Consider the following 25,940-nt stretch of genomic DNA (forward strand, 5'->3'; position numbering starts at 1 on the left):
GTGTCAAAGCCTCAGGATCGCAGTGTGCCGGCGGTTTCCACCGCCAGGCGTCCTAGGGCCGCGATCGCCGTCTCCACCGCCTCGTCCCAGGGCACGGCGGCGTTGAGCCGAATGAACTGGCGAAACCCGCCGGCGGCGGAGAACAGGTGACCGGGCATCACGCCGATCCCCTCGGCCAGCGCCCGTTCGTGAAACACCGCCGCGTCCACCCCGCCCGGCAATCCGACCCACAGCACGTAGCCGCCGCGCGGGCGGGTCACCGTCGTGCCCCGGGGGAGGGCACGGCTGATGGCCGCGATGAAGCGCTGCACCTGCTCGGCGTAGGCGCTCTGCAGCCGGCGGATGTGGCGCTCGTAGCCGCCGCTCGCCATGAACTCGGCCACCGCCATCTGGCAGATTGGGGGGCTGCTCACGCTGCTGAACGACTTGAGGAACTCGACGTCGTTCTCGAACCGCCCCGGCGCACACCAGCCCACCCGCAGCCCGGAACCGATGGACTTCGACGCCGAGGAGCAGTACAGCACCAGGCCATGCTCGTCGAAGGCCTTCGCCGCCCGCGGCCGGGTACGGTTGTAGTTGAGGTCGCCGAACTCGTCGTCCTCCACCAGGGGGATGCCGCGTGCGGCGAGCATCGCCACCAGCCGCTGCTTGGCCTCGTCGGGCATCGACGCCCCTACCGGGTTGCTGTTGGTGGTCACGAAGGCACAGGCGCGCACGTCCCACTGCTCCAGGGCGAGGGCCAGCGCCTCCAGGCTGACGCCGTCACGGGGGTCGGTGGGAATCTCCAGTGCCTTCATCCCCAGGGACTCGATCGCCTGTAGCAGGCCCACGTAGGCCGGCCCCTCGATGGCGATGGTGTCCCCCGGACGGGCCACGGTGCGAAGACAGAGATTGAGCGCCTCCTGGCAGCCGTTGGTGATCACCACCTCCCGCGGCGAGACGTGACAGCCGGCGTCGGCCAGCCGTTTCACCACCTCCTGGCGCAGGGCGTCGAGCCCGGGGGCGAACCGCGCCATCACGATCTCGTCGATGTGGTGACGCGCCAGCCGCGAGAGGATCCGCTGGAGCTGGCGGCGGGGCAGGAACTCCGGCGCCGGCAGCGCCGCCCCCAGGTTGAGCACCCCGTCGGCCTCACAGCGCTGGAGCGCCGCAGTGGCCTCGTTGCGCACGGACACGGTGGTGGGCAGCACCGGCCCGTCGCCCATGGGGGGTTCGCCGGTGGCGGCCGCGACGGGATGACGGACGTAGAAGCCCGACTGCGGGCGCGACTCCACCAGGCGCCGCGATTCCAGCAGCTCATAGGCGGCCTGCACCGTGGCGATGCTGACGCCACGCTGCCCCGCGAGCCCGCGGATGGAGGGCAGGCGCTCGCCCGGGCGGTACACGCCCTCGTCGATGCGCCGAGCCACCTCGTCCGCGAGCTGGCGATAGAGGACCTCCGTCATGCCACTCCTCCCGGACCATGCAGTTGCCGCCAAAAAGACCATTACAGCCGTCGGATTCGGAAACTGTCATGGTTCAATTCACATTTTTTACATCTGCAAGGTCACACTACCCCAGCCTAGACTTCCGGTGAACTGGCGCGATCACGCGGAGGCAGCCATGTCCCGGCGCATCCTCAACGGCAATGAGCTGGTCATCCAGGGCGGGCTGGAGGCCGGTTTCTCCCTGTACACGGGCTACCCCGGCTCGCCGCTGGCCGACTTCTTCACCGTCCTCCACGGTCACCGGGACGCGCTGGCCGAGCGGGGCATCCGGGTGACCCTGGCCAACAGCGAGGGCAACGCCGCCGCCATGGCCGCCGGCGCCAAGCAGGCGGGCCGCAGCACCCTGGTGGCCATGAAGTCCATGGGCCTGCAGGTCGCCGCGGACGCCCTGTCGGTGGGCAACTTCGCCAGCCCCGGCGACACCGAGCCCGACCCGGTCACCGGCGAGCCGCGCTGGCCGGGGGTGGTCGTGGTGGTGGGCGACGACCCGTGGTCCATGTCCACGGCCGCCCCGGTCGACTCCCGCTACCTCTACAAGCATCTGCACATGCCCTTCCTGGAGCCGGCCACCCCGCAGGAGCTCAAGGACTGGATCGGCCACGCGCTCACGCTCTCGCGGCGGACCTCTCTGTATGCCGGGGTGCTGCTCACCACGTTCATGGCAGAGGGCGGCGGACGCGTGGCGACCGGGGACTGGGCCGAGGTCCCCGGCGCCGCCGCGGCCCTCGACCCGCGGGCGTTCGACCCGGCCCAGTGCGTGATGGTCCCGCCCCACTCCCACGGCGCCGACGTCCGCATGACCGAGGAGCGATTCCCCCGCGTGGTCCCCGCCCTGGAGGCACTGGACCTGGACCGTGTCACCGGCGCGGCGGACGCCCGCATCGGCTTCATCAGCGCCGGCTCGGTGTACGAGACCCTGCACCAGGTCATGGCGGACGGCGGCCACCTGGAGCACGTCTCGCTCTACAAGCTCGCCAGCTCCTGGCCGCTCACCCCGGCGCGGCTGCTGCCCTGGCTCCGGGGACTGGACACCGTGGTCGTGGTCGAGGAGAAACGCGGCTTCCTGGAGACCGAGCTCATCGAGTTCTGCCACGACCACGGCGTGTCCGTGCGCGTGCACGGCAAGACGTTCGCGGACGGTGAGCGCGGAGTGCCGGGCTTTCCGGCCCACGGTGGCCTGTCCTACGAGATCATCCGCGACAGGCTCAACGAGCTGACTGGTCTGCTCGGCATGCACGCCTGCCGGCTCGAGCCCGCCGGGACCACCCGGGTCGCCGGCACACTGCCGCCGCGGCTGCCCACGTTCTGCCCCGGCTGCCCGCACCGGGAGACCCTGTCATTGATGAAGGAGCTGCGCCGGAGCCTGGAGCGCGAGGGCGTGCGACTGCTCTCCCACGGCGACGTGGGCTGCTACTCGCTGTCCTTTCTGCCGCCTTTCGGGGAGATGCACGACATCAGCGCCATGGGTCAGGGCGGCGCGCTGGCCGCGGGCATGGACAGCTTCGCCGACAACCCCTCGGTGGTCCTGCTGGGGGACTCCACCTTCTTCCACACGGGGATGACGGCGATCTCCAGCTCCGTGCAGATGGGCCACGACATCACCTACATCGTGCTCGACAACGACGTCACCGCGATGACCGGCCACCAGATGGACCCGCGCACGGGCCGCTCCGTCGAGGGCCGGCCCCGTCCGCGCCAGGACCTTAAAACGATCATCCGGGGCATGGGCCCGGCGGAGGTGCTGGAGGTCAACCCCAGCGACCGCTATTTCTACCGCAACGTGCTCGCGGAGACCGTCCGCCGGCCGGGCACCAAGGTGATCATCTCCACCAAGGAGTGTGCGCTCACCTATCACGCCCGCCTGAAGGCCGCCGACCGCAAGCGTTTCGCCGACGGCGAGACCAAGCCCGAGCAGACGTTCTTCCGGATCAACACCTCCGCCTGCGAGGACTGCCGCGCCTGCATTGATGCCACCGGCTGTCCGGGGCTGTCCCAGACGGAGGACGCCTACGGCACGAAGATGACGATCGACCCCCAGATCTGCGTCTCGGACGGTTACTGCACGCAGATCATGGCCTGCCCGAGCTTCGAGCGGGTGCGGGTGATCGACTACCACCCGACGAAGTACTCGGCCCTCCCGGAGGTCGACACGGACAGCGCCCTGCCGGAACCCGCGGTGCGCAAGACCTTCGAGGATGTCATCGCCGGCAACGACTGGCGGGTGGTGGTGACCGGCGTCGGCGGTTCCGGCGTGACCACCATCTCGCGCGTGCTCGCCGAGGCGGCCACGGACATGAACGGCCACGACGGGCTGGGTTTCCGGTTCATGGACCAGAAGGGCCTGGCCCAGCGCAACGGCCGGGTCACCGGCCATCTCACGGTCCACCGCGAGGACCGCGCCGCCGGCCCGATCACCCCCATGGGGACGGGGGACCTGGTCATCTCGCCGGACCTCCTGGACGGCAGCGAGGCCGTCGGCTTCCTCGCCCCGCACGGTATCGCCGTGGTGGACGAGACCTTCCAGCTGCCGCTGTCGGTCATGCTCGACCGCGGCGAGGACGCGCCCGCGCCGACCGCCGCCGACATCCGCGGCCGGCTTCGTGAGGCGCTCGGCGAGCGCGCCCACCTCGCCGGCGCCCGTGCACTGACCCACCGCCTGCTCGGCCGCAACGTCTATGCCTCGGCCATGCTGCTGGGCGTTGCCTACCAGCAGGGGGGCATGCCGTTCACCCTGCACAACCTCCGCGAGGCCTTCGCCCGCGCGGTGCCGGCAAGCGAGTTCGACGCGAACTGGCGGGCGTTCACCCTGGGCCGGCGATTCGTCGTCGAGGGTGCGGAGGCGATCGCCCGGACCTTCGGCGAGACGGCGGCACACGAGGACCCGCTGGCCCCCCTTCACGCGAGCCTGCGCGACGGCACCGCGCCCTGGGAGCGCAGCGGACGGCTCGCGAACGCCCTCGAGCGGGCGACCGACAGCCTCGCCGCACGCCTGCCGGAGATCGAGCGCGAACACCTCGGCCAGTATGTCCACGATCTGCTGGTCTACGACCGCGGTGCCCGCCTCGACGACTTCCTCGCCGACGCCGCGCGACTGCCCGGGCTGTACCCGGACGCGGCACACCAGCGTATCGCGCTGCGGGCCCTCGCCAGGACCTACTTCATCAAGGACGAGGTGTTCGTCTCGCACCTGCTGGTCTCGCCGCTGGAGCGCGAGCGCGCCCGCCGGCGCTACGGCCACCTCGGCCGCAGCGTGGAGGTGGGGCACATCAACCGTCCGAGCTTCGACGTCGCCGGCCGCAGGATCGAATTCGATCTGAACCCGCGGGACTGGATGCTGCGCACCATGCGTCACCTGCGCGTGCTGCGCCGCGTCCTGCCCCGGTGGCACCGGCGCGAGAACGCCATCGCCCGGCAAATCCGGGAGGAACTGCTGGAGGCCGTGCCCCGCCTGGCCGTGGACGAGCGCCGCCGGCGGCTCATGCAGCTGGACAACGTCAAGGGCTACCGGGAGACCCGTTACGAGCAGGCCGAGGCCGTACTGGGCGCCGGCGCGGCAACCTCCGAGTTCCCCGAGCGGGCGCCGCGCACGGCCGGGGTGCACCGGCCCGGGGCCACCGCCCGCTGACGCCGGCCCTCGGCCGGGGCATGAGGCGGGCAGGCCGCGCCCCAGTGGCCCGCCACCGCGGCGACGGAGCGCGTACAGCGTGGCGGTGGCGCACGGCCACCCGGACCCCGGCAGGGCCGGCTGTGCTCAGACCCTGAAGCGCCCGACGACCTCGCGCAGCGTCTCGCCGAGTCGCGCGAGTTCGTCGCTGGCGGTACGCGTCTGATCCATGCCTTCGGAGCTGCTTCCGGCGGCCTCGACGATCTGGGCGATATTGCGGTTGATCTCCTCGGCCACCTGGCTCTGCTCCTCCGCCGCCGTGGCGACCTGGGTGATCTGGCCGTGGATCCCGGCGACCGCCTCCTCGATGGCCCGCAGGGCTTCACCCGCCTCGTTTGCCCGTTCCTGATTGCGCACCGAGCGTTCCCGGGAACGGTCCATGATCTCCACGGCGGCCGCCGTGTCCGTGGTCAAGCCATCGATGATCTCGCGGATCTGCACGGCGGACTCGTTGCTGCGTTTGGCCAGCGCCCGCACCTCCTCGGCGACCACCGCAAAGCCGCGCCCCTGCTCGCCCGCCCGGGCCGCCTCGATCGCAGCATTCAGCGCCAGGAGATTGGTCTGTTCGGTCACCTCGTAGATGACATCGAGCACAGTACGGATCTCCTGGCTGCGGGCCTCGACCTTCGCCACCGCCTCGCTGGTACGCTGGATATCGGTGGCGAGCGTATCCATCGAATCCCGGTTCTCGGCGACGATGCGGTTGCCGTCACGCGCCCTTTCGTCCGCCTGGGAGGCAGACGTCTCGACCTCGCCGGAGTTGCGGGATATCTCCTGCACGGTCGCCGTCATCTCGTTGATCGCCGAGGCGATCTGGTCCGTTTCGTTGCTCTGCTGTCGTACCACGTCCTGGGTCTGGGCAGCGACCTGGTTGAGCTCTTCGGCAGACGAGGCAAGCTGCTGGGTAGTACCGCTGACCTCGGAGATGGCACGCCGGACCTTGTCGACGAAGGCATTGAACTGCTCGGCGAGGTCCGTCATCTCGTCCCTGCCATGCACAGGAAGACGCTGCGTGAGATCCCCCTCACCCTCCGCAATGTCACGCATTTTCTCGGTAACGCTGACGATCGGGCGCGTGAGATAACGGGCGATCAGCAATGCCACGAATATGGCGACGACAATCACGGCAACACCGACGGCCGCCATCTGAATGGTCACCCGGTTGGCCGCCGCCATCATCTCCGAGCGCGGGATCAGGCCGATGAACTTCCAGCCGAGCCCGGGCGACGTATAAATACTGGCCTGGTACGCCTTGCCCCCGATCTGCAAGGCCACGGACCCTTCATCGCGTTCCGCCAGCCGGGCGTAATCACCGCCTTCGAGCTCACCGAGGTTGTGGAAGTTGTGATCGGGATTACTGGGGTCGACCAGCACGGTGCCGGTATCCTCGACCAGCATCAGGTAGCCTTCGTCACCGAACTCGATATCCGCGACGCGCTCGGTCAGCGTCTCCAGCGACACGTCCATGCCCTGCACGCCTATCACCTCGCCCCGCCCGTCGCGGATCGTGTGCTCAAAACTCACGATGGCAACGTCGTCGGTGCTGAAATAGTACGCGTCGGTCATGACCGTCTCATTCGGCGACGCCTTTGCCGCGCCGTACCAGGGACGTTCACGCGGATCGTACCCCGCCCCGATCCGACCCTTCGGCCACTGAACGTAACCACCTTCCTCGGTCGCCATGTAGACGTAGGCCAGCTCCGGATGGGCGGAAGCGAAACGATCGTATGCGCCGAATATCTCGGCCTCCACGTCCCCGTTGTCTTCCGGCGTCATCGACATCTCCCGGGACGTGTCGAGATAGGAGGTCACCCCGGAATCCGCCCTGCGTACTGCCGGGTGGCTGGCCATATACGCCGTATTCCGGGAAATCTGGTCGAAAAACCCGGTTATCACACCGTCGACCTGGCGGATCTCACGCAGGCTCCCTTCGGTGAAGCCCGAGACGGCATTGTCACGCGCGGCCTCGACCGCGATGAAGACCATCGCCACGACGGCGACGATGATCGTGCCACCAAAGGCGAGCACCAGCTTACGTGCGATGGACATGCATTTCCCCGTCTGTTTCAAACCTGCTCCCCGGCCGCCCGCGCACAGCCCCTCGCGGGTGGGAGGCTGGTAAAGTAATCGACCAGATCCTCCAAATCTTTACCATTCGTCGACTCCTGCTTCGGGGTCGACAACAGACAGGGATGCCGTTCAGTGGTCCCTCGGCCGGGCAGGCGCCAGGGCCTGGCGCAGGTAGGCCCGGAAGGCACGCACCCGCGCCGGCGCCTCGCTGCCGCGCAGGCTGACCGCGTACAGCGTGCCGCTGGCACACTGCCATTCGGGCAGCACCCGGACCAGGTGCCCCTCCTCCAGCGACCGCCGGGCGACTGGCTCGGGCAGCGGTGCGATCCCTCCCCCGGCAGCAGCGATGCGGTGGACACTGGCGTAGTCCGTCGTGCGGACCCCGGGCCGGACAATCACCGTTACCGGGCGGTTGCGCCGGTCGGTGAGCGTGAGCCTGGCCGCCCCCGTGAGCTCCCGGGATACCACCCACTCGTGATCCGCAAGCGCGGCGGGCGTGTCCGGCACCCCGTGGGCGTCCAGGTACGCGGGCGAGGCATAGAGCGCGATGGCGAAAGACAGCAGGGTGGACGCCCGGTAGCCGGAGTCCGGCAAAGCCCCGGGGGTCGCCCGCAGGGCGAGGTCGATGCGGTTGGCGGCGAGGTCCAGCGCCGTGTCGGTGAGCACCAGCTCCACGGTGATCTGGGGATAGGCCGCGCGAAACCCGGTCACCAGCGGCGGCAGCACATCCATGCCCAGATCCACCGGCGCGGTGACACGCAGGTGGCCGTCCGGTACCGAACGCGAGGCCCGTGCCGTCTCCGCGGCATCGTCCAGCAGTCCCAGGGCCTCCCGGGTACGCGCGAAGAACACCCGCCCCTCCTCGGTGAGCGACACCGCGCGGGGCGTACGCGCCAGCAGCGCGACGCCCAGGCGCCGTTCCAGGCGCGACAGCCGCCGGCTCACACCCCCCTTGGTCTCGCCGAGCCGCTGCGCCGCGGCGGAGACGGTGCCGAGATCCGCAACGGCGCAGAACGCCCTCAGGTCCTCGACGGCCCCGCCAATGGTTTCTGATTCTTCAACCATAAGTTCCATTAATGCCGTCTTACCAAAATATGGAAACTACGGCATGCTGTCTCCCGAATCCAGCGCACTGCACGCGCAATCGAACCGGAGCCCCCGTGCCCCCCGGACCGACACCGTCCCCGCTCCGGCCCGCCCCCCTGAGACTGCGGAGTGACAACCATGAGCGCACCGACACTACCGACACTGTTCATCCCCCACGGGGCGGGCCCGTGCTTCTTCATGGACTGGGACCCCGCCGACACCTGGCACCGCATGGCCGACTGGCTTCGCGCCGTACCCCGGCACGTCGGCCCGCGCCCCCAGGCGGTGGTGGTCGTCTCGGCACACTGGGAGGCACCGGCGTTCACCGTGAACGGGCAGGCCGACCCGCCGTTGCTCTACGACTACGGCGGCTTTCCCCCGCACACCTACGAGCTCACCTACCCGGTGGCGGGCGCGCCGGCCGTCGCCGCCCGCGTGCGCGCACTCCTCGAGGCGGCCGGGCTGGAGACCGCCGAGGAATCCCGGCGCGGTCTGGATCACGGGGTCTTCATCCCCTTCCGGCTCATCCATCCGGATGCCGACGTGCCCATCGTCCAGCTCTCCCTGCGTCGCGGCCTGGACCCGGCGGAGCACCTGGCCGCCGGCCGGGCGCTGGCGCCGCTGCGGCGGGAGGGCGTGCTGATCGTGGGCAGCGGCATGAGCTATCACAACATGCGCCGCTTCCGCTTCGACAGCGCCGGGCTGGACCCGGACTCGGTGCGCTTCGACGACTGGCTCACCGCGGCGGTGACGGGCCCGGCGACGGCCCGCGAGACGGCGCTCGCACACTGGGACGATGCACCGTCGGCCCGTGCCGCCCACCCGCGGGAGGAGCACCTGCTGCCGCTGCACGTGGCGGCGGGCGCCGCCGGCGACGATCCCGGGCGGCGGGTGTTCACCGACGAGGTGCTCGCCAGCCGCCAGTCGGCCTACCTCTTCGGCACCGACGCCCTCGCGGCGGAGTGACCCGGTAACGACGCCCCGCGCGCGGGGCGGCCCGACGGACACGGAGGACATCATGCCCGGACTGGTCGATGGACAGTGGGTGCGCGGCGACATCGCCGAGAGCGAGATCCACGGCGGCGCCTTCGAGCGCGAGCCGACGCGGTTCCGCCGCTGGATCACCCCGCACGGCACGCCCGCACCCGCGGACGACACCCCCCTCGCCGCCGAGGCGGGACGGTTCCAGCTCTTCGTCGCCTATCTATGCCCCTGGGCGTCACGCACGCTCATCGCCCGCCGCCTCAAGGGACTGGAGTCGCTGATCCCCGTGTCCGTGGCGGACGCGGTGCTCGGCGAGGACGGCTGGACATACAGCGAGCCCCAGGATGCGGGGCCGGCCATCGCACCGGTCACCCGTCACCACCAGCTCTACACCGCCACGGAGCCGCGGTACACAGGCAAGGTCTCGGTACCGGTGCTCTGGGACCGTCAGGCGGGCCGGATCGTGAACAACGAATCCGCGGACATCCTGCGCATGCTCAACACCGCCTTCGATCACCTCACCGGCAACCGCCTGGACCTCTATCCGGTCCCCCTGCGCGGGGAGATCGACGCCTGGAACGCCCTCATCTACGAGCGCGTGAACAACGGCGTCTACCGGGCCGGCTTCGCGCGGAGCCAGGCAAGCCACGAGACGGCGGTGCGCGCGCTGTTCGACACCCTGGCGCGGATCGAGCGCCACCTGGACGTCCACCGCTACCTCGCCGGGCGCCACCTCACCGAGGCCGACTGGCGACTGTTCGTGACCCTCGTGCGTTTCGACGTCGCCTACCACGGGGCCTTCAAGTGCAACGTCCGCCGTATCGAGGACTACCCCAACCTCGCCGCCTACCTCCGCGAGCTCTACCAGTGGCCTGGCATCCGCGAAACCGTGAACCTCGAGCACATCCGCGTGGGCTACTACACCAACGCCGCCATCAACCCGTCGCTGGTCGTGCCCCTCGGCCCGGACGTGGATCTCGACCGGCCCCACGACCGGGAACATCTGCCCGGAGAAGGCATCCTCGAACGTCCGCCTGCCCACTGACGGGGGCGCGGGCGTTTCATATTGGGGACAGAAACTGTTCCATATTGTATACAGTCCCTATATCCTGCAGCCCAGAAGCCACCATCGAGCCGGCGGTGAAGGGGCGCCATGGCCATGGAGAGCAACGCCGCGACCCGGGCGGAGCGGACACCGCGCAACCGGGACGACACGATCCACCGCGCACTCAGCGAGGCGATTGTCGATCACCGCCTCGCACCGGGAGCACGCCTGCCCGAGGACGCGCTGGCGGAGGCCTTCGAGGTCAGCCGCACGAGCATCCGCAAGGCCCTCCAGCGCCTGGCGCTGGAACACCTGGTCACCCTCCGCACGAACCGCGGCGCGCAGGTCGCCAAGCCCTCCCCGGACGAGGCCCGGGAGGTCTTCGCCGCCCGGCGCCTTGCCGAGTGCGCCCTCGTCGACTGGGTCGTGGACGCCCTGGGCGACGATGACCTCACCGCCCTCCACGAACTCGTCGACCGCGAGCGCCGTGCCCAGGCGGACGGCGCGCAGCACGAGGCCATCCAGCTCTCCGCGGCATTCCACATCCGCCTGGCCCGCGTGGCGCACAATGCCCCGTTCGCCACGTTCATCGAACAGCTCGCCCGGCGCTCGTCGCTGGTGATCGCGGTCTACGGCTCGGCGAGCAGCGTCGGCTGCGAGTGTGGCGACCATGGCGAGATACTGGCGCTGCTCGCCGGTGGCGAGCGGGAACGGGCCCGGCAGTGGATGACCCGTCACCTCGAGGGGATTGAGCGCTCCCTGAACTTCGACGGCGAGCGCCGCGAGACCCCGGATTTCAACGCCCTGTTCGGCCGGCACGGCCCGACACAGACAGCCAGCGAGGAGTAACCGCGCCATGGACACCGCACAGGAGACCGCCTACCCACGGGACATGGTGGGCTACGGCCGCCGGCCGCCGCAGGCGGACTGGCCCGGCAGGGCCCGCGTGGCCGTGCAGTTCGTCCTCAACTACGAGGAGGGCGGCGAAAACAACGTCCTCCACGGCGACCCCCACGCGGAGACGTTCATCTCCGAGATCCCCGGCGCCGAGCCCTACGCGGCCCGGCACATGAGCATGGAGTCGATCTACGAGTACGGCTCCCGCGTCGGCGTCTGGCGGGTGCTCGACGAGTTCACCCGCCGGGGCCTGCCGCTGACCGTATTCGGCGTGGCGATGGCCCTGCAGCGCAATCCCGAGGCCGTCGCCGCGTTCCGCGAGGCCGGCCACGAGATCGCCTGCCACGGCCTGCGCTGGATCCACTACCAGGACGTCCCCGAGGCGGTGGAGCGCGAGCACATGGCACGCGCCGTCGACATCCTCACCGAGCTCACCGGCGAGCGCCCGCTCGGCTGGTATACGGGCCGGGACAGTCCCAACACCCGCCGGCTGGTGGCCGAGGACGGCGGCTTTGTCTACGACTCGGACTACTACGGTGACGACCTGCCGTTCTGGCAGCGCGTCACCGTCAGCGACGGGCGCGAGGTGCCCCAGCTCATCGTGCCCTACACCCTGGACAACAACGACATGCGCTTCGCCTCGCCCACCGGCTTCGGCGACGGCGAGCCCTTCTTCCGCCACCTCCGCGATGCCTTCGACGTCCTCTACGCCGAAGGGGCGGAGACGCCGCGGATGATGAACATCGGCCTGCACTGCCGGATGGTCGGCCGGCCCGGGCGATTCCGGGCCCTGCAGCGCTTCCTCGATCACATCGAGGCCCATGACCACGTGTGGGTGGCGCGCCGCATCGACATCGCGCGCCACTGGCGCGAGCATCACCCGTACGCATAGACGGGGCATCGCAGAAATGCCGGTCGCGGGGATCGCGAAAAGAGCCCCCCGTGTCATCGACGGTCATCCACGGCCGCCGTCGGACTACCGCCGGCATGCCCTGCCCGGCAGCACCGCTGCGATCACACCGCCAGGCGGGGAACGGGAAACCGTCCCCGACGGCGAGAGACAACGGAGACCCGCGATGAGCACAGAGCCGAGAATCGAGGCCCCGCCGGTCGAGCTGCCCGCATTTGCCCGCGGGCGCATCAACCTCGCCGACGCCGGCGCCGGTGCCGCCGCGGTGGCGGCCAGCGACGAGTTCTTCGCCCCTCTTGAGCGCATGCTCGCCGCCGACACGCCGGTGTTCTACCCGGAGCGCTTCGACGACCACGGCAAGTGGATGGATGGCTGGGAGACCCGCCGCCGGCGCAACGGCGGCCATGACTGGGCCGTCATCCGCCTGGCCGCACCCGGCGTGATCCACGGCCTCGACCTGGACACCAGCTTCTTCACGGGCAACTTTCCGCCCGCCGCCACCGTCGAGGCCTGCCACTGCCCGGACGGCGACCCGGACGACGCCGCGGCCTGGACCACGCTGCTGCCCACACTGAGCCTGGCCGGCGACCGGCATCACTTTCACGCCGTCGACGACGGGCGCACCTGGACCCACCTGCGTGTGCGCATCTTCCCCGACGGCGGCATCGCCAGGCTGCGCGCCTACGGCGAGGTCCGGCGGGACTGGTCCGACACGGCCATGCAGACAGACGCGGACCTGGCGGCGCTGATGAACGGCGGCCGCGTCGTCGCCTGGAACGACGCCCACTACGGCACCCCGCGCATCCTCCATCCGGGCCGCGGGGTCAACATGGGCGACGGCTGGGAGACCCGGCGGCGGCGCGAGCCCGGCAACGACTGGTGCATCGTCGCCCTCGCCCACCCCGGCGTGATCGAGCGGGCCGTCGTCGACACCGCCCACTTCAAGGGCAACTACCCGGACCGCTGCAGCATCCAGGCGGCATACGTCCCGGAGGCGACCGACGAATCGCTGGTCACCCAGAGCATGTTCTGGCCCACGCTGCTCGACGAGCAGCCCCTGTCGGCGGACAGTATCCACGAGTTCACTGCGCTCGCGGATGACATCGGCGTGGTGACCCACGTGCGCTTCAACATCATCCCGGACGGCGGGGTCAGCCGCCTGCGCCTGTTCGGCCGTCCGTATCGCAACGGGGAGTGACCGCCATGCGCACCCTCACCGCCGAGCCCCTGACCCGCGAGGCGTTCGCCCCGTTCGGCGACGTCATCGCCGCCGATGAGACGGCGGAGTCGTTCCCCATCAACAACGGCACCACGCAGCGCTTCCACGACCTCGCGGCAGTCCAGCTCGGGGGCGACGCGCCCCGGGCGCTGATCAGCATCTTCCGCGGCCAGTCGTTCTCGCCGCCGCTGACCGTGTCCATGCTGGAGCGCCACCCGCTGGGCAGCCAGGCGTTCGTGCCGCTGAACGGCCGGCCCTACCTGGTGGTGGTGGCCCCGCCGGGCGAGCAGGTCGACCCCGCAACGGTGCGGGCCTTCCTCGCCCGCGGCGATCAGGGTGTGAACTATCACGCCGGCGTCTGGCATCACCCGCTGCTGGCACTGGAGTCCACCAGCGACTTCCTGGTGGTCGACCGCGGCGGCCCCGGGGACAACTGCGACGAGCTCACGCTGGCGCAGCCGCTGCAGCTCACCGCCTGAGGGGCCGTCCGCAAACCGGCCAGTGGCCGCGCGCCGGCGGTTCGCGGTATGGTCAGCGGTCATCCATTCGGGAACGAACTGTCTGCCCATGGCCTATCGCATCGCCATCAACGGATACGGCCGCATCGGCCGCTGCGTGCTGCGCGCCCTGGTCGAGCGGGCACGCAGCGGCGGCACGCCGGCGCTGGAGGTGGTCGCCATCAACGAGCTGGGTGACCTGGACACCATCGCCTATCTCACCCGCTTCGACACCACCCACGGGCGCTTTCCCGGCGAGGTGACCGCCCGCGACGGCGAGCTCGTCGTCGACGGCCGGCCGATCCGCGTGTTCAGCGAACCAGAGGCGTCACGGCTACCCTGGCGCGAGCTGGACGTGGACCTGGTACTGGAGTGCTCCGGCCAGCCGGGCGAGCGCGACAGCGCCGGCGCCCACATCGATGCCGGCGCCCGCCGGCTGCTGTTCTCCCACCCGGCGGGCAGCGACATCGATGCCACCATCATCCGCGGCATCAACGACGACACCCTCGCCCCGGCGCACCGGATCGTCTCCGCGGCCTCGTGCACCACGAACTGCGTGGTACCGATCCTCACGGTCCTCGACGAGGCCCTGGGGGTGGAGCACGGGGTCACCACCACGCTGCACTCGGCGATGAACGACCAGCCGGTGATCGACGCCTACCACCGCACCAACCTGCGCCTCACCCGCTCGGCGATGCAGTCGATGGTACCGGTGGACACCGGCCTGGCCCGGGGCATCGGCCGTCTCATGCCCCACCTCGCCGGGCGCTTCGAGTCGCTGCACGTACGCGTGCCCACCATCAACGTCTCGGCGATGGACATGGCCGTTCAGGTGCGTGACGAGACCACCGCGGAGGCGGTCAACGAGCTGCTGGCCTCGGCCGCGGGGGGGCGGCTCGAGGGGTTGATCGGAATCAACCGCGAGCCCGTCGCCTCCATGGATTTCAACCACGATCCCCGCTCCGGGATCGTCGACGCCACCCAGACCCGGGTCGCCAACGGCCGGATGATCAAGCTGCTGGCGTGGTTCGACAACGAGTGGGGTTTTGCCAGCCGGATGCTCGATATCGCCGAGGCCCTGGCCCGGCTGGACACCCCGGACCGGGGCTGACCGGCGTCAGGAGACGCTGCCGGCGGCCGGCCGGGGCGGCACCGGCGCGGTGAAGAACGGCGCCGGCACCGCCTCGCGCTCACAGGCCCGCGCCACGGCGGGACGCGCCTCCAGCGTGGCGAGCAGCCGCGCCAGGTGTGGATGGCTCGCCGGCGGCGGCGTGATGGCGGCTGCCCCCCGCGGGTAGATCATGGCCCAGCGTGCACATACCGCGAGATAGAAATCGCACACCGACAGCCCGCCGGGCAGCAGCCAGTCGCCCCCGTGCGCGGCAATGGCGTCCTCCAGCAGGGCGAAATGGCCGGCGACGCGCTCCGCCGTCGCCGCCCGGATCCCGGCAACGGCGTCGGGATCGCCGGTATAGCGATGGGCGTAGAAGCGCACCCGCAGATCCGCATGCAGGGTGTTGGAGAGATAGAACAGCCACTTGTAGCACTCACCGCGTGCCGGCGTGGCCACCGCCGGGGCGAGCGCGGCATGCCGGTCGGCGAGCTGCAGGACGATCGCGGCGGTCTCGAAGAGTACCTCGTCCTCCCCGGCCACGAGGACCGGTAGCAGCCCCTGGGGGTTGAGCCGTCGGTACGCCTCGCTGCGCTGCTCGTCACGTCCGCGGTCGACGAGCACGTCGCGGTAGTCCACGCCGAGCTCCTCCAGCACCAGGCGGACGATCAGATTGGCGCTGTCCGGCGAATAGTACAGGCAGTAGCCCCGGGCCTGTTCAGTCATCTCTGTACCTCGGGATTGGCGCGTCACCCGATCCCGGGCGCGCGGATGTCGACGATGGAGAAGCGCGGGCTGTCGCCCATATGCCGCGCGCCCGCCTCCGGCAGCCAGCCCCCGGTCTCTATCCAGTACCGGTTGGCGATACGGCAGGGCGACAGCCCGGGCATCAGCGTATGACCATGGAAGACCCGGCAGACGTCCGGCAACGGTCCCGGCGGTTCGCCCCCCGCCGCCCGGCCGCGGCAATGGCCGGCCGCCTCCCGGGACCAGATCGCCTGGTAGCGCACGCGCTCGCCGGTGTCCGGCGCCGACAGGGCGGCGGCGAAAGCGCCCCAGTCCGGGAATGCCGGCGGCACCTCCGCGTGCACGATCCCCACCCGCCCCTCGGGGGTCTCCACCTCCAGCGCCCAGGGCATGCGGGCCAGCGCGTCGACCAGCGCCCGCGCCTGTGTCGCCGTCAGCCCCCCGAGCCAGTCGTGGTCCTCGCAGCGGTACGGCAGCCCCTCGGGTGAACCCTCCTCGCCGACGGCATGCAGAACGCTGACATCGTGATTGCCGCGCACCGCGTGGAACCAGGGCTCGGCGAGCAGGTCGGGGACGAGCTCCGGTTCCGGCCCCCGGTCGACGAGGTCGCCGACACAGATCAGCCGGTCCCGTTCCGGGTCGAAACCGCAGGCCCGCAGCCGGCGGTACACCGCGGAGACCGCGGCGTGGATATCACCGATCACGTAGTCACGTCCCCGGCGGTTGGCGGGAAGCCGCTCGACGATCATGCCGCCTCCTCGGCGCTGCCGAGCGACGATGGTAGCGCCCGGCGCACGGTGCCGGCCAGCCACAGCGACACGGTGTAAGCCCGGTGCAAGTCGCACTCCATAGGCTGCAACAAGGGCAGGTGCCGGCCCATTGCACCAGTGGCGACGACTGTCGGTATCCACGCCCGCAACGAAGAAAGAACAACCGTCATTACAGGAAGGGAAGCGACAGCAATGAACCAGAAGCGACTCCTGGGGCACACCGCTCTGGTCGGCACCGCGCTCGCCGTGAGTCTTGCCACCACCGCCGCGGCAGCGGGCAAGTGGACAGGGCGCAGCCGACTCATTCTCAAGTCCGGGGACAGCCGAACCCTCGGGCGCATTGAATTCATGGTGCCGCTCTACCAGACCGGCGACTCGATGCTGTTCACGGATCTGCGCGCACAGCGCAGCAGCGACAACTCCGAAGAGGGCAACGCTGGTCTCGGTTACCGGCGCATCGTCTCCGACGATCTGCTGCTCGGCGGCTACGGTTTCTTCGATCGCCGCCGCTCGGAGACAGGGCACTACTTCAATCAGGGCACATTCGGCGCCGAGGCGATGACCCCGGACTGGGACCTGCGCGCCAATGTCTACGTCGCCGAGGATGACACCACGACGCTGTCGGCCACGAGCACGAACCCGCGCTTCTCCGGCACGAATATCGTGGTCGATGAGGACCGTCGCTACGAGACGGCGCTGTCCGGCTTCGACGCGGAGGTCGGCTACCGCATTATCAACGGTGACGGCTATGACGTGCGCGCCTATGCCGGCGGCTTCCGCTTCGATGCCGACGGTGTCGATCCGGTGACCGGCCCGCGTGGCCGCCTGGAGCTGTCCCTGGACAACGCCTTCGGCATCGAGGGCGGCCGCGTGACGTTCGGCGGCGAGGTCCGTGACGATGACATGCGCGGAACGGACGGCTTCGCGGAGGTCCGCCTGGAGATCCCGCTGGGCACGCCCGCCGAACGGCCGAGCCTGTCGCCCATCGAGCGCCGCATGACCGAACGCGTGCGCCGCGACCCGGACGTCGTGCTCGCCAGCGGCCATGACCGCTCCGCCGAGCCGCTGCGCTCCCCGGATGGTGAGCGGATCCGGGTCCTGCACGTGGACAGCAACGCCGGCACCAACGGCGACGGCGGCGTGGACTCGCCCTACCAGCTGCTCACGAGCGCCGACGGCGACACCTCCGGGGCGGACATCGTCCTGCTCTGGTCCGGCAGCACCTTCAACGGCGAATCGATCACGCTCGAACCCGGCCAGCGCCTCCTCGCCGACGACACCGACCTGACCTACCGAGTGACCACCCAGGACGGGACGGTCACCCTCCCCTCCCCCACCGGCGGCGACCAGGGCGCGGAGATCGCGGGTGCCACGGACGCGGCCGTCACCCTGACCGGCGACAACGAGGTCCGGGGCCTGACGATCAGCGCCACCCAGTCGGACACGTTCCCCGGGCATGCGGTCTTCGGTGAACCGACCCTGTCCGGTGACGTCGCCATCCGCGACAACCGCTTCGTGGACAATAACGGCTCCGGCGTCTTCCTGGAGGGCAGCGACGCGGACCTGCACCTGAGCGTCACCGGCAACACCGTCGAGAACGGCAACGGCAACAGCGAGCCCGGCCTCGCCCTGACCGACATGAACGGCCGCCTGACGTTCTCCGGCAACCATGTCGCGGACAACCCCATCGGCACGCGCTCGATCCGCATCACCGGCGACAGCGCACTGACCATCACGGGATTCGCGGACAACAGCGTCGCCGGCGGCTCCGGGCGCTTCTCCGTGCGCAATGCCACCTTCGACGCCGACCCGGATGCCAGCGGTATCCAGGCCGTGAGCGGCGGTGCCACGCAGCTCGGCACCTCCGGCAATCGTGTCTTCGCCGGTGGAACGAGCTCCGGCGCCCTGGCGCTCGACAACGTCTCCGGCCGCATCGACTACGACAGCCTCGCCGTCTTCTCCGACGGTGACGCCGTGCACGTGCGTGGCGGCAACGACTTCACCGTCACCGCGGACGCCGGGCACGTGACCGCCCACACCGGGACGGCACTCGACATGCGCGAGACCGCCATCGACCTGGAGCTGGCCTCGGTCGCCTCGATCAACCAGTCGGGGGACGACATCAGCCACGGCGTCGATCTGCAGGATGTAAACGGTCCGCTGACCGTCGGTGAGACGACCGTGCAGAACACCTCCGCCGCCGGCGTGAACCTCTCGGACGCCGACTCCCGCATCGACCTCGGCCAGGTGGACATCAGCAGCACCGGCGGGGAGGGCGTATCGCTGTCCAACGCCAACCAGGTCGGTAGCTTCCATATCAGCGGCGGCACGATCATGGACACTGACCTCGCGGGCGTCGATCTCACCAACGTTTCCACCGGCTCCATAAACGGAGTCGCCATCGATAACGCACTTCGCGGCAGCGGCATCCGCCTTTCCGGCGTAGGCAGCTTCGATGGTTCGGCGACCAATGACTTCGTCATTGACGGCGTCACCATCTCGAATGTCGGTGATACCGACAGCACCAACGGCGCCCCCAATGGCATGGAGCTGATCTCGGACACCCAAGCAGTACGGGTCGCCAACTCGACCATCACCGGTGGGGAGGGCAACGGCATCGAGATCCGGGGGATGGCCATCGATATTGTCAACACGACGATCGACAGCCCCGGCAGTGACGGCATACATGTCGGCCTCAGCGACGGCTCGATCGGGGACACCTATGGTGCTGTGAATATCATCAACAGCACTATCACCGGCATCAATCAAAGCGAGAGCGGCGTCGAGATCTCCGACGGACCGGTGCGGATCGACGCAACCACCATATCGGGCGGCGTCGGAGTGGCACTATTTGGCAGCGGTACCATATTCAACCGCGTGGAACTCGATGGGCTGACGATGGATGTCAACAATGCCGGCCTCCTTGTCAGCGGCACCGGCGGCGGCGCGGAGGTGACGGTCGACAACACCACCATCCGCAACACGCAGGGCGGCAGCAGCGACGCCTTCCGGCTTGCCGACAACATCACGATCGGCGGCAGCGGCAACACCGTGGAGTCGAGCGTGTCGACCGCCTGCGACACCACGAACGCCGGCACCGTCACCGGCAGCATCGCCTACAACGGCGGCAACTCCTGCCCGTAACGGCGGCAAACCGGGCCCCGGCCACGCCGGGGCCCGGCCCTGACGCCTCCCCCGCCGTGACGTCCCACGGCGTTGCCACCGTGCCCGCCCATCGCTACCCTGTCGCCCCGGCCGCGCGACACAGCGCCGCACCGGGTGTACCGGCATCCCTGTCTGCCTGCATCCGCACTCAGTACCAGCCGCTATTTGCAAAGCATGAATCGCGTTATCGGCGGTCGGCGTCACTGATTTATAATTTTTCGGTTGCGGCGATACCGTTTTTATAACCCATCAACATTCAGCCCATCGATGACGCAGTGATCGAATTCCAGGGTATCGACAAGACATACGAGATCGAGGACCGCCGCATCGAGGCACTCCGGGACGTCTCCCTGGACATCCGCCCCGGCGAGGTCTTCGGCATCATCGGCCACTCCGGTGCGGGCAAGTCGACGCTGCTACGGATGATCAATCTCATCGAGCGGCCGAGCAGCGGGCGGGTGCGGGTCAACGACCGCGACGTCACCGACTACCGCAACGAGCGCCTGCGCACCCTGCGCCGCGAGACGGGGATGATCTTCCAGCACTTCAACCTGCTCTCCTCGAAGAGCGTGCGCGCGAACGTCGCCTTCCCCATGAAGCTCGCGGGCGGCTACAGTCGCGGGCAGATCCGCGAGCGCGTCGACTCCCTGCTCGAGCGCGTCGGGCTCGCCGGCCAGGCAGACAAGTACCCCGCGCAGCTCTCCGGCGGCCAGAAGCAGCGCGTGGGCATCGCCCGCGCGCTGGCCTGCCGACCGGGCATCCTCCTCTGCGACGAGGCCACCAGCGCGCTGGACCCGCAGACCACGCAGTCCGTGCTGCAGCTGCTCGCCGACCTCAACGAGGAGCTCGGCATCACCGTGGTGCTGGTCACCCACGAGATGGACGCGATCCGCCGGATCTGCCACCGCGTCGCGGTGATGGACGACGGCGCCGTGGTGGAGAGCGGCGACACCGCCGAGGTCTTCCTCCACCCGCGGCACCCGACGAGCCGCCGGTTCGTCTTCGAGCGCGAGCACGTGGACGAGGACGAGCGGCGGGACGACTTCCACAACGTCGAGGGGCGCATCATCAAGCTCACGCTCCGCGGCGAGGCCACCTACACCCCGATCCTCGGCGAGCTCGCCCGGGAGACGGGCGTGGACTTCAGCATCCTCTCCGGCCGGGTGGACCACATCCGCAACACCCCCTACGGCCAGCTCACGCTCTCCATGGTCGGCGGTGACGTGGACGAGGCGCTGCGCCGGCTCGACGCCGAGGACGTGCACGTGGAGGTGGTCCGGCGATGAGCGGGCTGATGAACGAGCTGTTGCCCAACGTCCAGTGGTGGGAGCTCGGCAGCGCCACCTGGGACACGGCGCTGATGGTGGGCGGCTCACTGCTGTTCATCGTCGCCTTCGGCCTGCCCCTGGGCGTGCTGCTGTTCCTCACCGGCAAGCGCCAGCCGCTGGCGCAGCCGGCGGTCTACGGCGTCGTCTCCTTCGTGGTGAACGTGCTGCGCTCGGTGCCGTTCATCATCCTGCTGATCGTGATGATCCCGGTGACGGTGCTCATCGTCGGCACCTCGCTGGGCGTGGCCGGCGTGATCCCGCCGCTGGTGGCGGCGGGCACACCGTTCTTCGCCCGCCTGGTGGAGACCTCGCTGCGCGAGGTCGACCGCGGGGTGATCGAAGCGGCGGAGGCCATGGGCGCGACCACGCCCCAGATCGTCTTCGGCGCGCTGCTCCCGGAGGCCCTGCCCGGGATCATCGCCGGGGTCACCGTCACCGCCATTACCCTGGTCTCCTACGCCGCGATGGCCGGCGTGGTCGGTGGAGGCGGCCTCGGCGACCTGGCCATCCGCTACGGCTACCAGCGCTTCCAGACCGACGTGATGATCGTCACCGTCATCCTGCTGGTGGTGCTCGTGCAGCTGCTGCAGATGCTCGGCGACCGGCTGGTGCTGTACTTCAGCCGCCGCTGAGCCATCCCCTATCCGGATACACCGACACGGAGGACCCCCATGAAACGTCTGCTCCTGATCGCCCTCGTGGCCCTCGCGACCCCGTTCGCCAGCGCCGGTGCCGAGACCCTCAGCGTCGCGGCAACACCGGTGCCCCACGCCGAGATCCTGAAGTTCATCAAGCCCCGCCTCGCGAAGGAGGGTGTGGACCTCGAGATCCGTGTGTTCACCGACTATGTGCAGCCCAACGTGCAGGTCGCGGAGGGACGCATCGACGCCAACTACTTCCAGCACACGCCCTATCTCAAGGAATTCAACAAGGGCCGCGGCACCTCGCTCGTGCCGGTGACCGGCGTGCACATCGAGCCCTTCGGCGCCTACTCCAGCGAGGTCGACTCCCTGGACGCCCTCCCGGACGGCGCGACCGTTGCCATCCCCAACGATCCGACCAACGGCGGGCGGGCGCTGCTGCTGCTGGAGAAGGCGGGCGTGATCGGGCTCTCCGACGAGGCGGGCATCCTGGCCACGCCGCAGGACATCACCGCCAACCCGAAGGACCTGACGTTCCAGGCGCTGGAGGCGGCCATGCTGCCCCGCGTGCTCAACCAGGTGGACCTGGCGCTGATCAACACCAACTACGCGCTGGAGGCGGACCTCAACCCGACGGAGGACGCGCTGGCGATCGAGGGCGCGGACTCCCCCTACGTCAACGTGCTGGTGACCCGCGAGGACAACCGCGACAGCGAGGCGGTGCAGAAGCTCGCCGACGCGCTCACCAGCCAGGCGGTGGCGGACTTCATCGAGCGCAAGTACGACGGCGCGGTCGTGCCGGCGTTCTGACCCGCCCCGCCGCATGCGGGCCATCGGGGCCATACCCCGGCGGCCCGCTCGTCACGGGACCGCCATGCCCTCGCACCGGCGGCCCCGACACCCGCCCGGGTGGCACCCCCTGAACGGCATACGCTCCCCGATCCGCACCGGGGTCGTCGCTCGACCTGCAAAAGGATCCGTGACGCACCTGCACGGGAAGCTGCCCCCGCCCCGCGCTCGCACGGCGGACATCGCGCCACGGTCTCGTGAATGACGCAGCCCGACGCGTGCCCCGGAGGACCCGCGGGGCGCACGGACGCGGCGGCAGCGCGCCGGCTCAGTCGCCGGCGCTGCAGCTCGCGCCGCCGAGCACGCAGAACTGCGCGCAGAAGGGATGGTTCAGCGCCACCTCGCCGGCCGCCTCGGCCAGGGTGCTGCCGAGCTCGAAACCGGGGTCGTAGGGCAGCAACGTGCAGGCGACCACCGACGGGCGCTCGGCGCCGCGGTGCTTGACCACCATGCGCGAGCCGGCGCACATGACGCTGTCCGGCGAGCGCCCGAGCTTCGACCAGCAGCCCTCGGTGATCTCGGGCACGTCCACGGCCGTGTCCATCTCCGGGAACAGCACCAGCGCCGCGGGATCGCCGGCATCAATGGCAATGCCCTCGCGCTCGAAGTGCGCGGCAAAGCCGGCACGGACCACGGCCTCCGTCTCACCGGAGAACAGCCGCCCCGCGACGGCGATATTGAAGCCCTCCGCCGAGAGCCAGCGCAGGCCGTCCATCGCCGGGCGCCAGGTACGCGCCCCGCGCTCCCACTCGTGCCACTCCGGCGTGTAGTGGTCCATGGACACGCGCATCACCAGCCGCCCGCCGTAACGGGCGTTGAGCGCCGCCAGGGCCTCGGCGTGCTTCATCATCGGGCGCATGGCGTTGGTGAGCACCAGCGCCCGGTAGCCCCGGGCGAGCACCGTCTCCAGCATCGCCAGCATGTCCGGGTTCATGAACGGCTCGCCACCGGTGAAGCCGATCTCGGTAGTGCCCATGCCCTGCGTCTCGATCTCGTCGAGATACGCGACGACCTCCTCGTGAGCGATATAGACCAGGCGGTCGTTGCGGGGCGAGGATTCGATGTAGCAGTTCCGGCAGGTGAGGTTGCACAGGGTGCCGGTGTTGAACCACAGCGTCTCCAGGCGGCGCAGGGCCACCCGGGCACGTGCCTCGCCGTCTGCGGTGGTCACTGGATCACTGAACTTGCCCGGCTGCAGGAAGTAGCCGGTCTGCGCGGCGGTCTTTTCGGCGTGGGTACTCAAACGGCCCGCTCCTTGTCGCTGCCCTGCCCGGGCGCGCCGGGCCACGGGGTCGTTATAGCCCGCGGACGCGCGGGCACGGAATACGCCGGATTACGTACGCAGGCGTTCACGCGCTCTGGCGGCCCGGCTCGCCCAGGGCATGGGTCTCCAGCCGACGGATCTCGTCGCGCCGCCTCGCGGCCTCCTCGAACTCCAGGTTGCGGGCGTGCTCGTGCATCTCCCGCTCCAGGCGCTTGATCTCCTTGACCGCCTCCGCAGCGGAGAGCCGGGCGTACGGCAGCGCGGAGTCCGTCTCCTCGGCGAAGTGCTCGGCCGTGTCCGGGGCACCGGGCGCCTCGCGCTCCATCACGTCCGCCACCGCCTTGCGGATGGTCTGCGGGGTGATGCCGTGCTCCTCGTTGAAGGCGAGCTGCTTCTCGCGCCGACGCTCGGTCTCGTCCATGGCCCGGCGCATGGAGTCGGTAACCGCGTCCGCGTACAGGATCGCCTTGCCGTGGACATTGCGCGCCGCGCGGCCGATGGTCTGGATCAGCGAGCGCTCCGCGCGCAGGAAGCCCTCCTTGTCCGCGTCGAATATCGCCACCAGCGAGACCTCGGGGATATCCAGGCCCTCGCGCAGCAGGTTGATGCCCACGAGCACGTCGAACACCCCCAGGCGCAGGTCGCGGATGATCTCCACGCGCTCGACGGTGTCGATGTCGGAATGGAGGTAGCGCACCTTCACGCCGTGCTCGTGGAGGTACTCGGTGAGGTCCTCCGCCATGCGCTTGGTCAGCGTGGTGATCAGCGTGCGCTCGCCGGCCCCGACCCGGTCGCGGATCTCGGAGAGCACGTCGTCCACCTGGGTGGAGGCGGGACGCAGCTCGATGGCCGGGTCCACCAGCCCCGTGGGCCGCACCACCTGCTCGGCGGTGGCCGCCGAGTGGCGCGCCTCGAACGGCCCGGGCGTGGCCGAGACGTAGATGGACTGCGGCTGAAGCCGGCGGAACTCCTCGAACTTCAGCGGCCGGTTATCCAGCGCCGAGGGCAGCCGGAAGCCGTACTCCACCAGCGTCTCCTTGCGCGCCCGGTCGCCCCGGTACATACCGCCGAGCTGGGGTACGGTGACGTGGGACTCGTCGACGAACAGGATCGCGTCCTCGGGCACGTAGTCGAACAGGCACGGTGGCGGCTCGCCGGCGGCACGGCCGGAGAGGTAGCGAGAGTAGTTCTCGATGCCGTTGCAGTAACCGAGTTCCTGCATCATCTCCAGATCGAACAGGGTGCGCTGCTCCAGGCGCTGGGCCTCCAGCAGCTTGCCCGCGCCCTTGAGCTCGTCGAGGCGCTCGCGCAGCTCGACCTTGATGTCCTCCACCGCCGCGATCAGCCGCTCGCGGGGGGTGACGTAGTGGGTCTTGGGGTAGATCGTCAGCCGCGGCACCCGGCGCAGAACCTCGCCGGTGAGCGGGTCGAACCAGGCGAGCTGCTCGATCTCGTCGTCGAAGAGCTCGACGCGCACCGCCTCCTCGTCGGACTCCGCGGGGAAGATGTCGATGACGTCGCCGCGGGCGCGGTAGGTGCCACGGGAGAAGTCCTGATCGTTGCGCCGGTACTGCAGCTGCGCGAGCCGGCGCAGGATCTGGCGCTGGTCGATGCGCTCGCCCCGGGAGAGGTGCAGCACCATCGACAGGTAGGCCTGCGGGTCGCCGAGGCCGTAGATCGAGGACACCGAGGCGACGATGATGGTGTCCCGCCGCTCCAGGATGGCCTTGGTGGCGGACAGGCGCATCTGCTCGATGTGCTCGTTCACCGAGGCGTCCTTCTCGATATAGGTGTCCGAGGCGGGCACGTAGGCCTCGGGCTGGTAGTAGTCGTAGTAGGAGACGAAGTACTCCACGGCGTTGTCGGGGAAGAATGCCTTGAACTCGCCGTAGAGCTGCGCGGCGAGCGTCTTGTTCGGCGCGAGGATCACCGCCGGGCGCTGCTCGCGCGCGATCAGGCTCGCCATGGTGAAGGTCTTGCCGGAGCCGGTCACGCCCAGCAGGGTCTGGTCCAGGTGCCCGTCCTCCAGGCTCTCTGCCAGGGTCTCGATGGCCGCCGGCTGGTCGCCGGCCGGCTCGAAATCGGAATTCAGGACGAATTCATCAGCCATAGGGGATTTCGGCCTCCGTTGGCCGTTGGCGTATCATCCCCGGCATTATGCCGGGTAACGGACCCGGTGCGGCGTGTCGCCGCCGGACGGCGGCGT

Annotated in this window: 19 protein-coding genes; 12 read left to right on the plus strand and 7 right to left on the minus strand. The window is 69.7% G+C overall.

What is annotated here, in order from left to right:
• Positions 1 to 11: 11 nt before the first annotated feature.
• Entirely contained in the window at positions 12 to 1,445 is a 1,434-nt protein-coding gene (locus ACEZHJ_RS07065; RefSeq protein WP_163139181.1) for a PLP-dependent aminotransferase family protein, read from the minus strand.
• Positions 1,446 to 1,602: 157 nt separating this feature from the next.
• Here ACEZHJ_RS07065 and ACEZHJ_RS07070 point away from each other — a divergent pair, with 157 nt between their 5' ends.
• A complete protein-coding gene (locus ACEZHJ_RS07070) occupies positions 1,603 to 5,112 on the plus strand; it encodes a thiamine pyrophosphate-dependent enzyme (RefSeq protein WP_375036367.1) in 3,510 nt (1,169 codons plus the stop codon).
• A gap of 126 nt (positions 5,113 to 5,238) precedes the next feature.
• On the opposite strand, the gene ACEZHJ_RS07075 is transcribed toward ACEZHJ_RS07070, so the two are convergent.
• Positions 5,239 to 7,200, minus strand: a complete 1,962-nt coding sequence (locus ACEZHJ_RS07075; protein ID WP_163139180.1) for a methyl-accepting chemotaxis protein — start codon at positions 7,198 to 7,200, stop codon at positions 5,239 to 5,241.
• Positions 7,201 to 7,350: 150 nt separating this feature from the next.
• The gene (locus tag ACEZHJ_RS07080) at positions 7,351 to 8,295 is read right to left on the minus strand and encodes a LysR substrate-binding domain-containing protein (RefSeq protein ID WP_240466113.1); all 945 of its coding nucleotides are present in this window, start codon (positions 8,293 to 8,295) and stop codon (positions 7,351 to 7,353) included.
• Positions 8,296 to 8,445: 150 nt separating this feature from the next.
• On the opposite strand from ACEZHJ_RS07080, the gene ACEZHJ_RS07085 reads away from it, so the two are divergent.
• From ACEZHJ_RS07085 to ACEZHJ_RS07115, 7 genes are all read left to right on the plus strand, one after another.
• A complete protein-coding gene (locus ACEZHJ_RS07085) occupies positions 8,446 to 9,273 on the plus strand; it encodes a class III extradiol ring-cleavage dioxygenase (RefSeq protein ID WP_018718559.1) in 828 nt (275 codons plus the stop codon).
• 52 nt (positions 9,274 to 9,325) lie between these two features.
• Positions 9,326 to 10,336, plus strand: a complete 1,011-nt coding sequence (locus ACEZHJ_RS07090) for a glutathione S-transferase family protein (RefSeq protein ID WP_018718560.1) — start codon at positions 9,326 to 9,328, stop codon at positions 10,334 to 10,336.
• A gap of 108 nt (positions 10,337 to 10,444) precedes the next feature.
• Entirely contained in the window at positions 10,445 to 11,185 is a 741-nt protein-coding gene (locus tag ACEZHJ_RS07095; protein WP_018718561.1) for a GntR family transcriptional regulator, read from the plus strand.
• Between the two features lie 7 nt (positions 11,186 to 11,192).
• Positions 11,193 to 12,125, plus strand: coding sequence for an allantoinase PuuE (gene puuE, locus ACEZHJ_RS07100; protein WP_018718562.1), 933 nt, complete (start codon positions 11,193 to 11,195; stop codon positions 12,123 to 12,125).
• A gap of 184 nt (positions 12,126 to 12,309) precedes the next feature.
• Positions 12,310 to 13,341: an allantoicase gene (alc, locus tag ACEZHJ_RS07105; protein ID WP_163139179.1), complete on the plus strand. Its 1,032-nt coding sequence runs from the start codon at positions 12,310 to 12,312 to the stop codon at positions 13,339 to 13,341.
• Positions 13,342 to 13,346: 5 nt separating this feature from the next.
• Positions 13,347 to 13,841, plus strand: coding sequence for an ureidoglycolate lyase (locus tag ACEZHJ_RS07110; RefSeq protein WP_018718564.1), 495 nt, complete (start codon positions 13,347 to 13,349; stop codon positions 13,839 to 13,841).
• An 88-nt stretch (positions 13,842 to 13,929) separates the two neighbouring features.
• Entirely contained in the window at positions 13,930 to 14,970 is a 1,041-nt protein-coding gene (locus tag ACEZHJ_RS07115; protein WP_163139178.1) for a type I glyceraldehyde-3-phosphate dehydrogenase, read from the plus strand.
• Between the two features lie 6 nt (positions 14,971 to 14,976).
• Here the strand turns inward: ACEZHJ_RS07115 and ACEZHJ_RS07120 are convergent, their stop codons facing one another.
• Positions 14,977 to 15,696 carry a glutathione S-transferase family protein gene (locus ACEZHJ_RS07120; RefSeq protein ID WP_018718566.1) on the minus strand — a complete coding sequence of 240 codons (720 nt, stop codon included), beginning with the start codon at positions 15,694 to 15,696 and terminating at the stop codon, positions 14,977 to 14,979.
• A 23-nt stretch (positions 15,697 to 15,719) separates the two neighbouring features.
• Positions 15,720 to 16,466 (minus strand): metallophosphoesterase, encoded by a 747-nt coding sequence (locus tag ACEZHJ_RS07125; RefSeq protein WP_018718567.1) that lies wholly within the window; start codon positions 16,464 to 16,466, stop codon positions 15,720 to 15,722.
• 213 nt (positions 16,467 to 16,679) lie between these two features.
• Here ACEZHJ_RS07125 and ACEZHJ_RS07130 point away from each other — a divergent pair, with 213 nt between their 5' ends.
• The 4 genes from ACEZHJ_RS07130 to ACEZHJ_RS07145 all read left to right on the plus strand — a co-directional run bounded on the left by ACEZHJ_RS07130 (position 16,680) and on the right by ACEZHJ_RS07145 (position 22,431).
• Positions 16,680 to 19,631 (plus strand): inverse autotransporter beta domain-containing protein, encoded by a 2,952-nt coding sequence (locus tag ACEZHJ_RS07130; RefSeq protein ID WP_375036368.1) that lies wholly within the window; start codon positions 16,680 to 16,682, stop codon positions 19,629 to 19,631.
• A 296-nt stretch (positions 19,632 to 19,927) separates the two neighbouring features.
• Positions 19,928 to 20,938 carry a methionine ABC transporter ATP-binding protein gene (locus ACEZHJ_RS07135; protein WP_018718570.1) on the plus strand — a complete coding sequence of 337 codons (1,011 nt, stop codon included), beginning with the start codon at positions 19,928 to 19,930 and terminating at the stop codon, positions 20,936 to 20,938.
• On the plus strand, positions 20,935 to 21,612 hold the full coding sequence (locus ACEZHJ_RS07140; RefSeq protein WP_018718571.1) for a methionine ABC transporter permease: 678 nt from the start codon (positions 20,935 to 20,937) through the stop codon (positions 21,610 to 21,612). Before ACEZHJ_RS07135 ends, ACEZHJ_RS07140 begins: the two co-directional genes overlap by 4 nt.
• Positions 21,613 to 21,651: 39 nt before the next feature.
• On the plus strand, positions 21,652 to 22,431 hold the full coding sequence (locus ACEZHJ_RS07145; protein ID WP_018718572.1) for a MetQ/NlpA family ABC transporter substrate-binding protein: 780 nt from the start codon (positions 21,652 to 21,654) through the stop codon (positions 22,429 to 22,431).
• 307 nt (positions 22,432 to 22,738) lie between these two features.
• Here ACEZHJ_RS07145 and ACEZHJ_RS07150 read toward each other — a convergent pair whose 3' ends face one another.
• Positions 22,739 to 23,713: a radical SAM protein gene (locus tag ACEZHJ_RS07150; protein ID WP_375036369.1), complete on the minus strand. Its 975-nt coding sequence runs from the start codon at positions 23,711 to 23,713 to the stop codon at positions 22,739 to 22,741.
• A gap of 106 nt (positions 23,714 to 23,819) precedes the next feature.
• On the minus strand, positions 23,820 to 25,844 hold the full coding sequence (gene uvrB / locus ACEZHJ_RS07155; RefSeq protein ID WP_163139174.1) for an excinuclease ABC subunit UvrB: 2,025 nt from the start codon (positions 25,842 to 25,844) through the stop codon (positions 23,820 to 23,822).
• Positions 25,845 to 25,940 lie beyond the last annotated feature (96 nt).

The sequence above is a fragment of the Arhodomonas sp. KWT2 genome, assembly GCF_041949875.1.
GTDB classification, from domain to species: Bacteria; Pseudomonadota; Gammaproteobacteria; order Nitrococcales; family Nitrococcaceae; genus Arhodomonas; species Arhodomonas aquaeolei.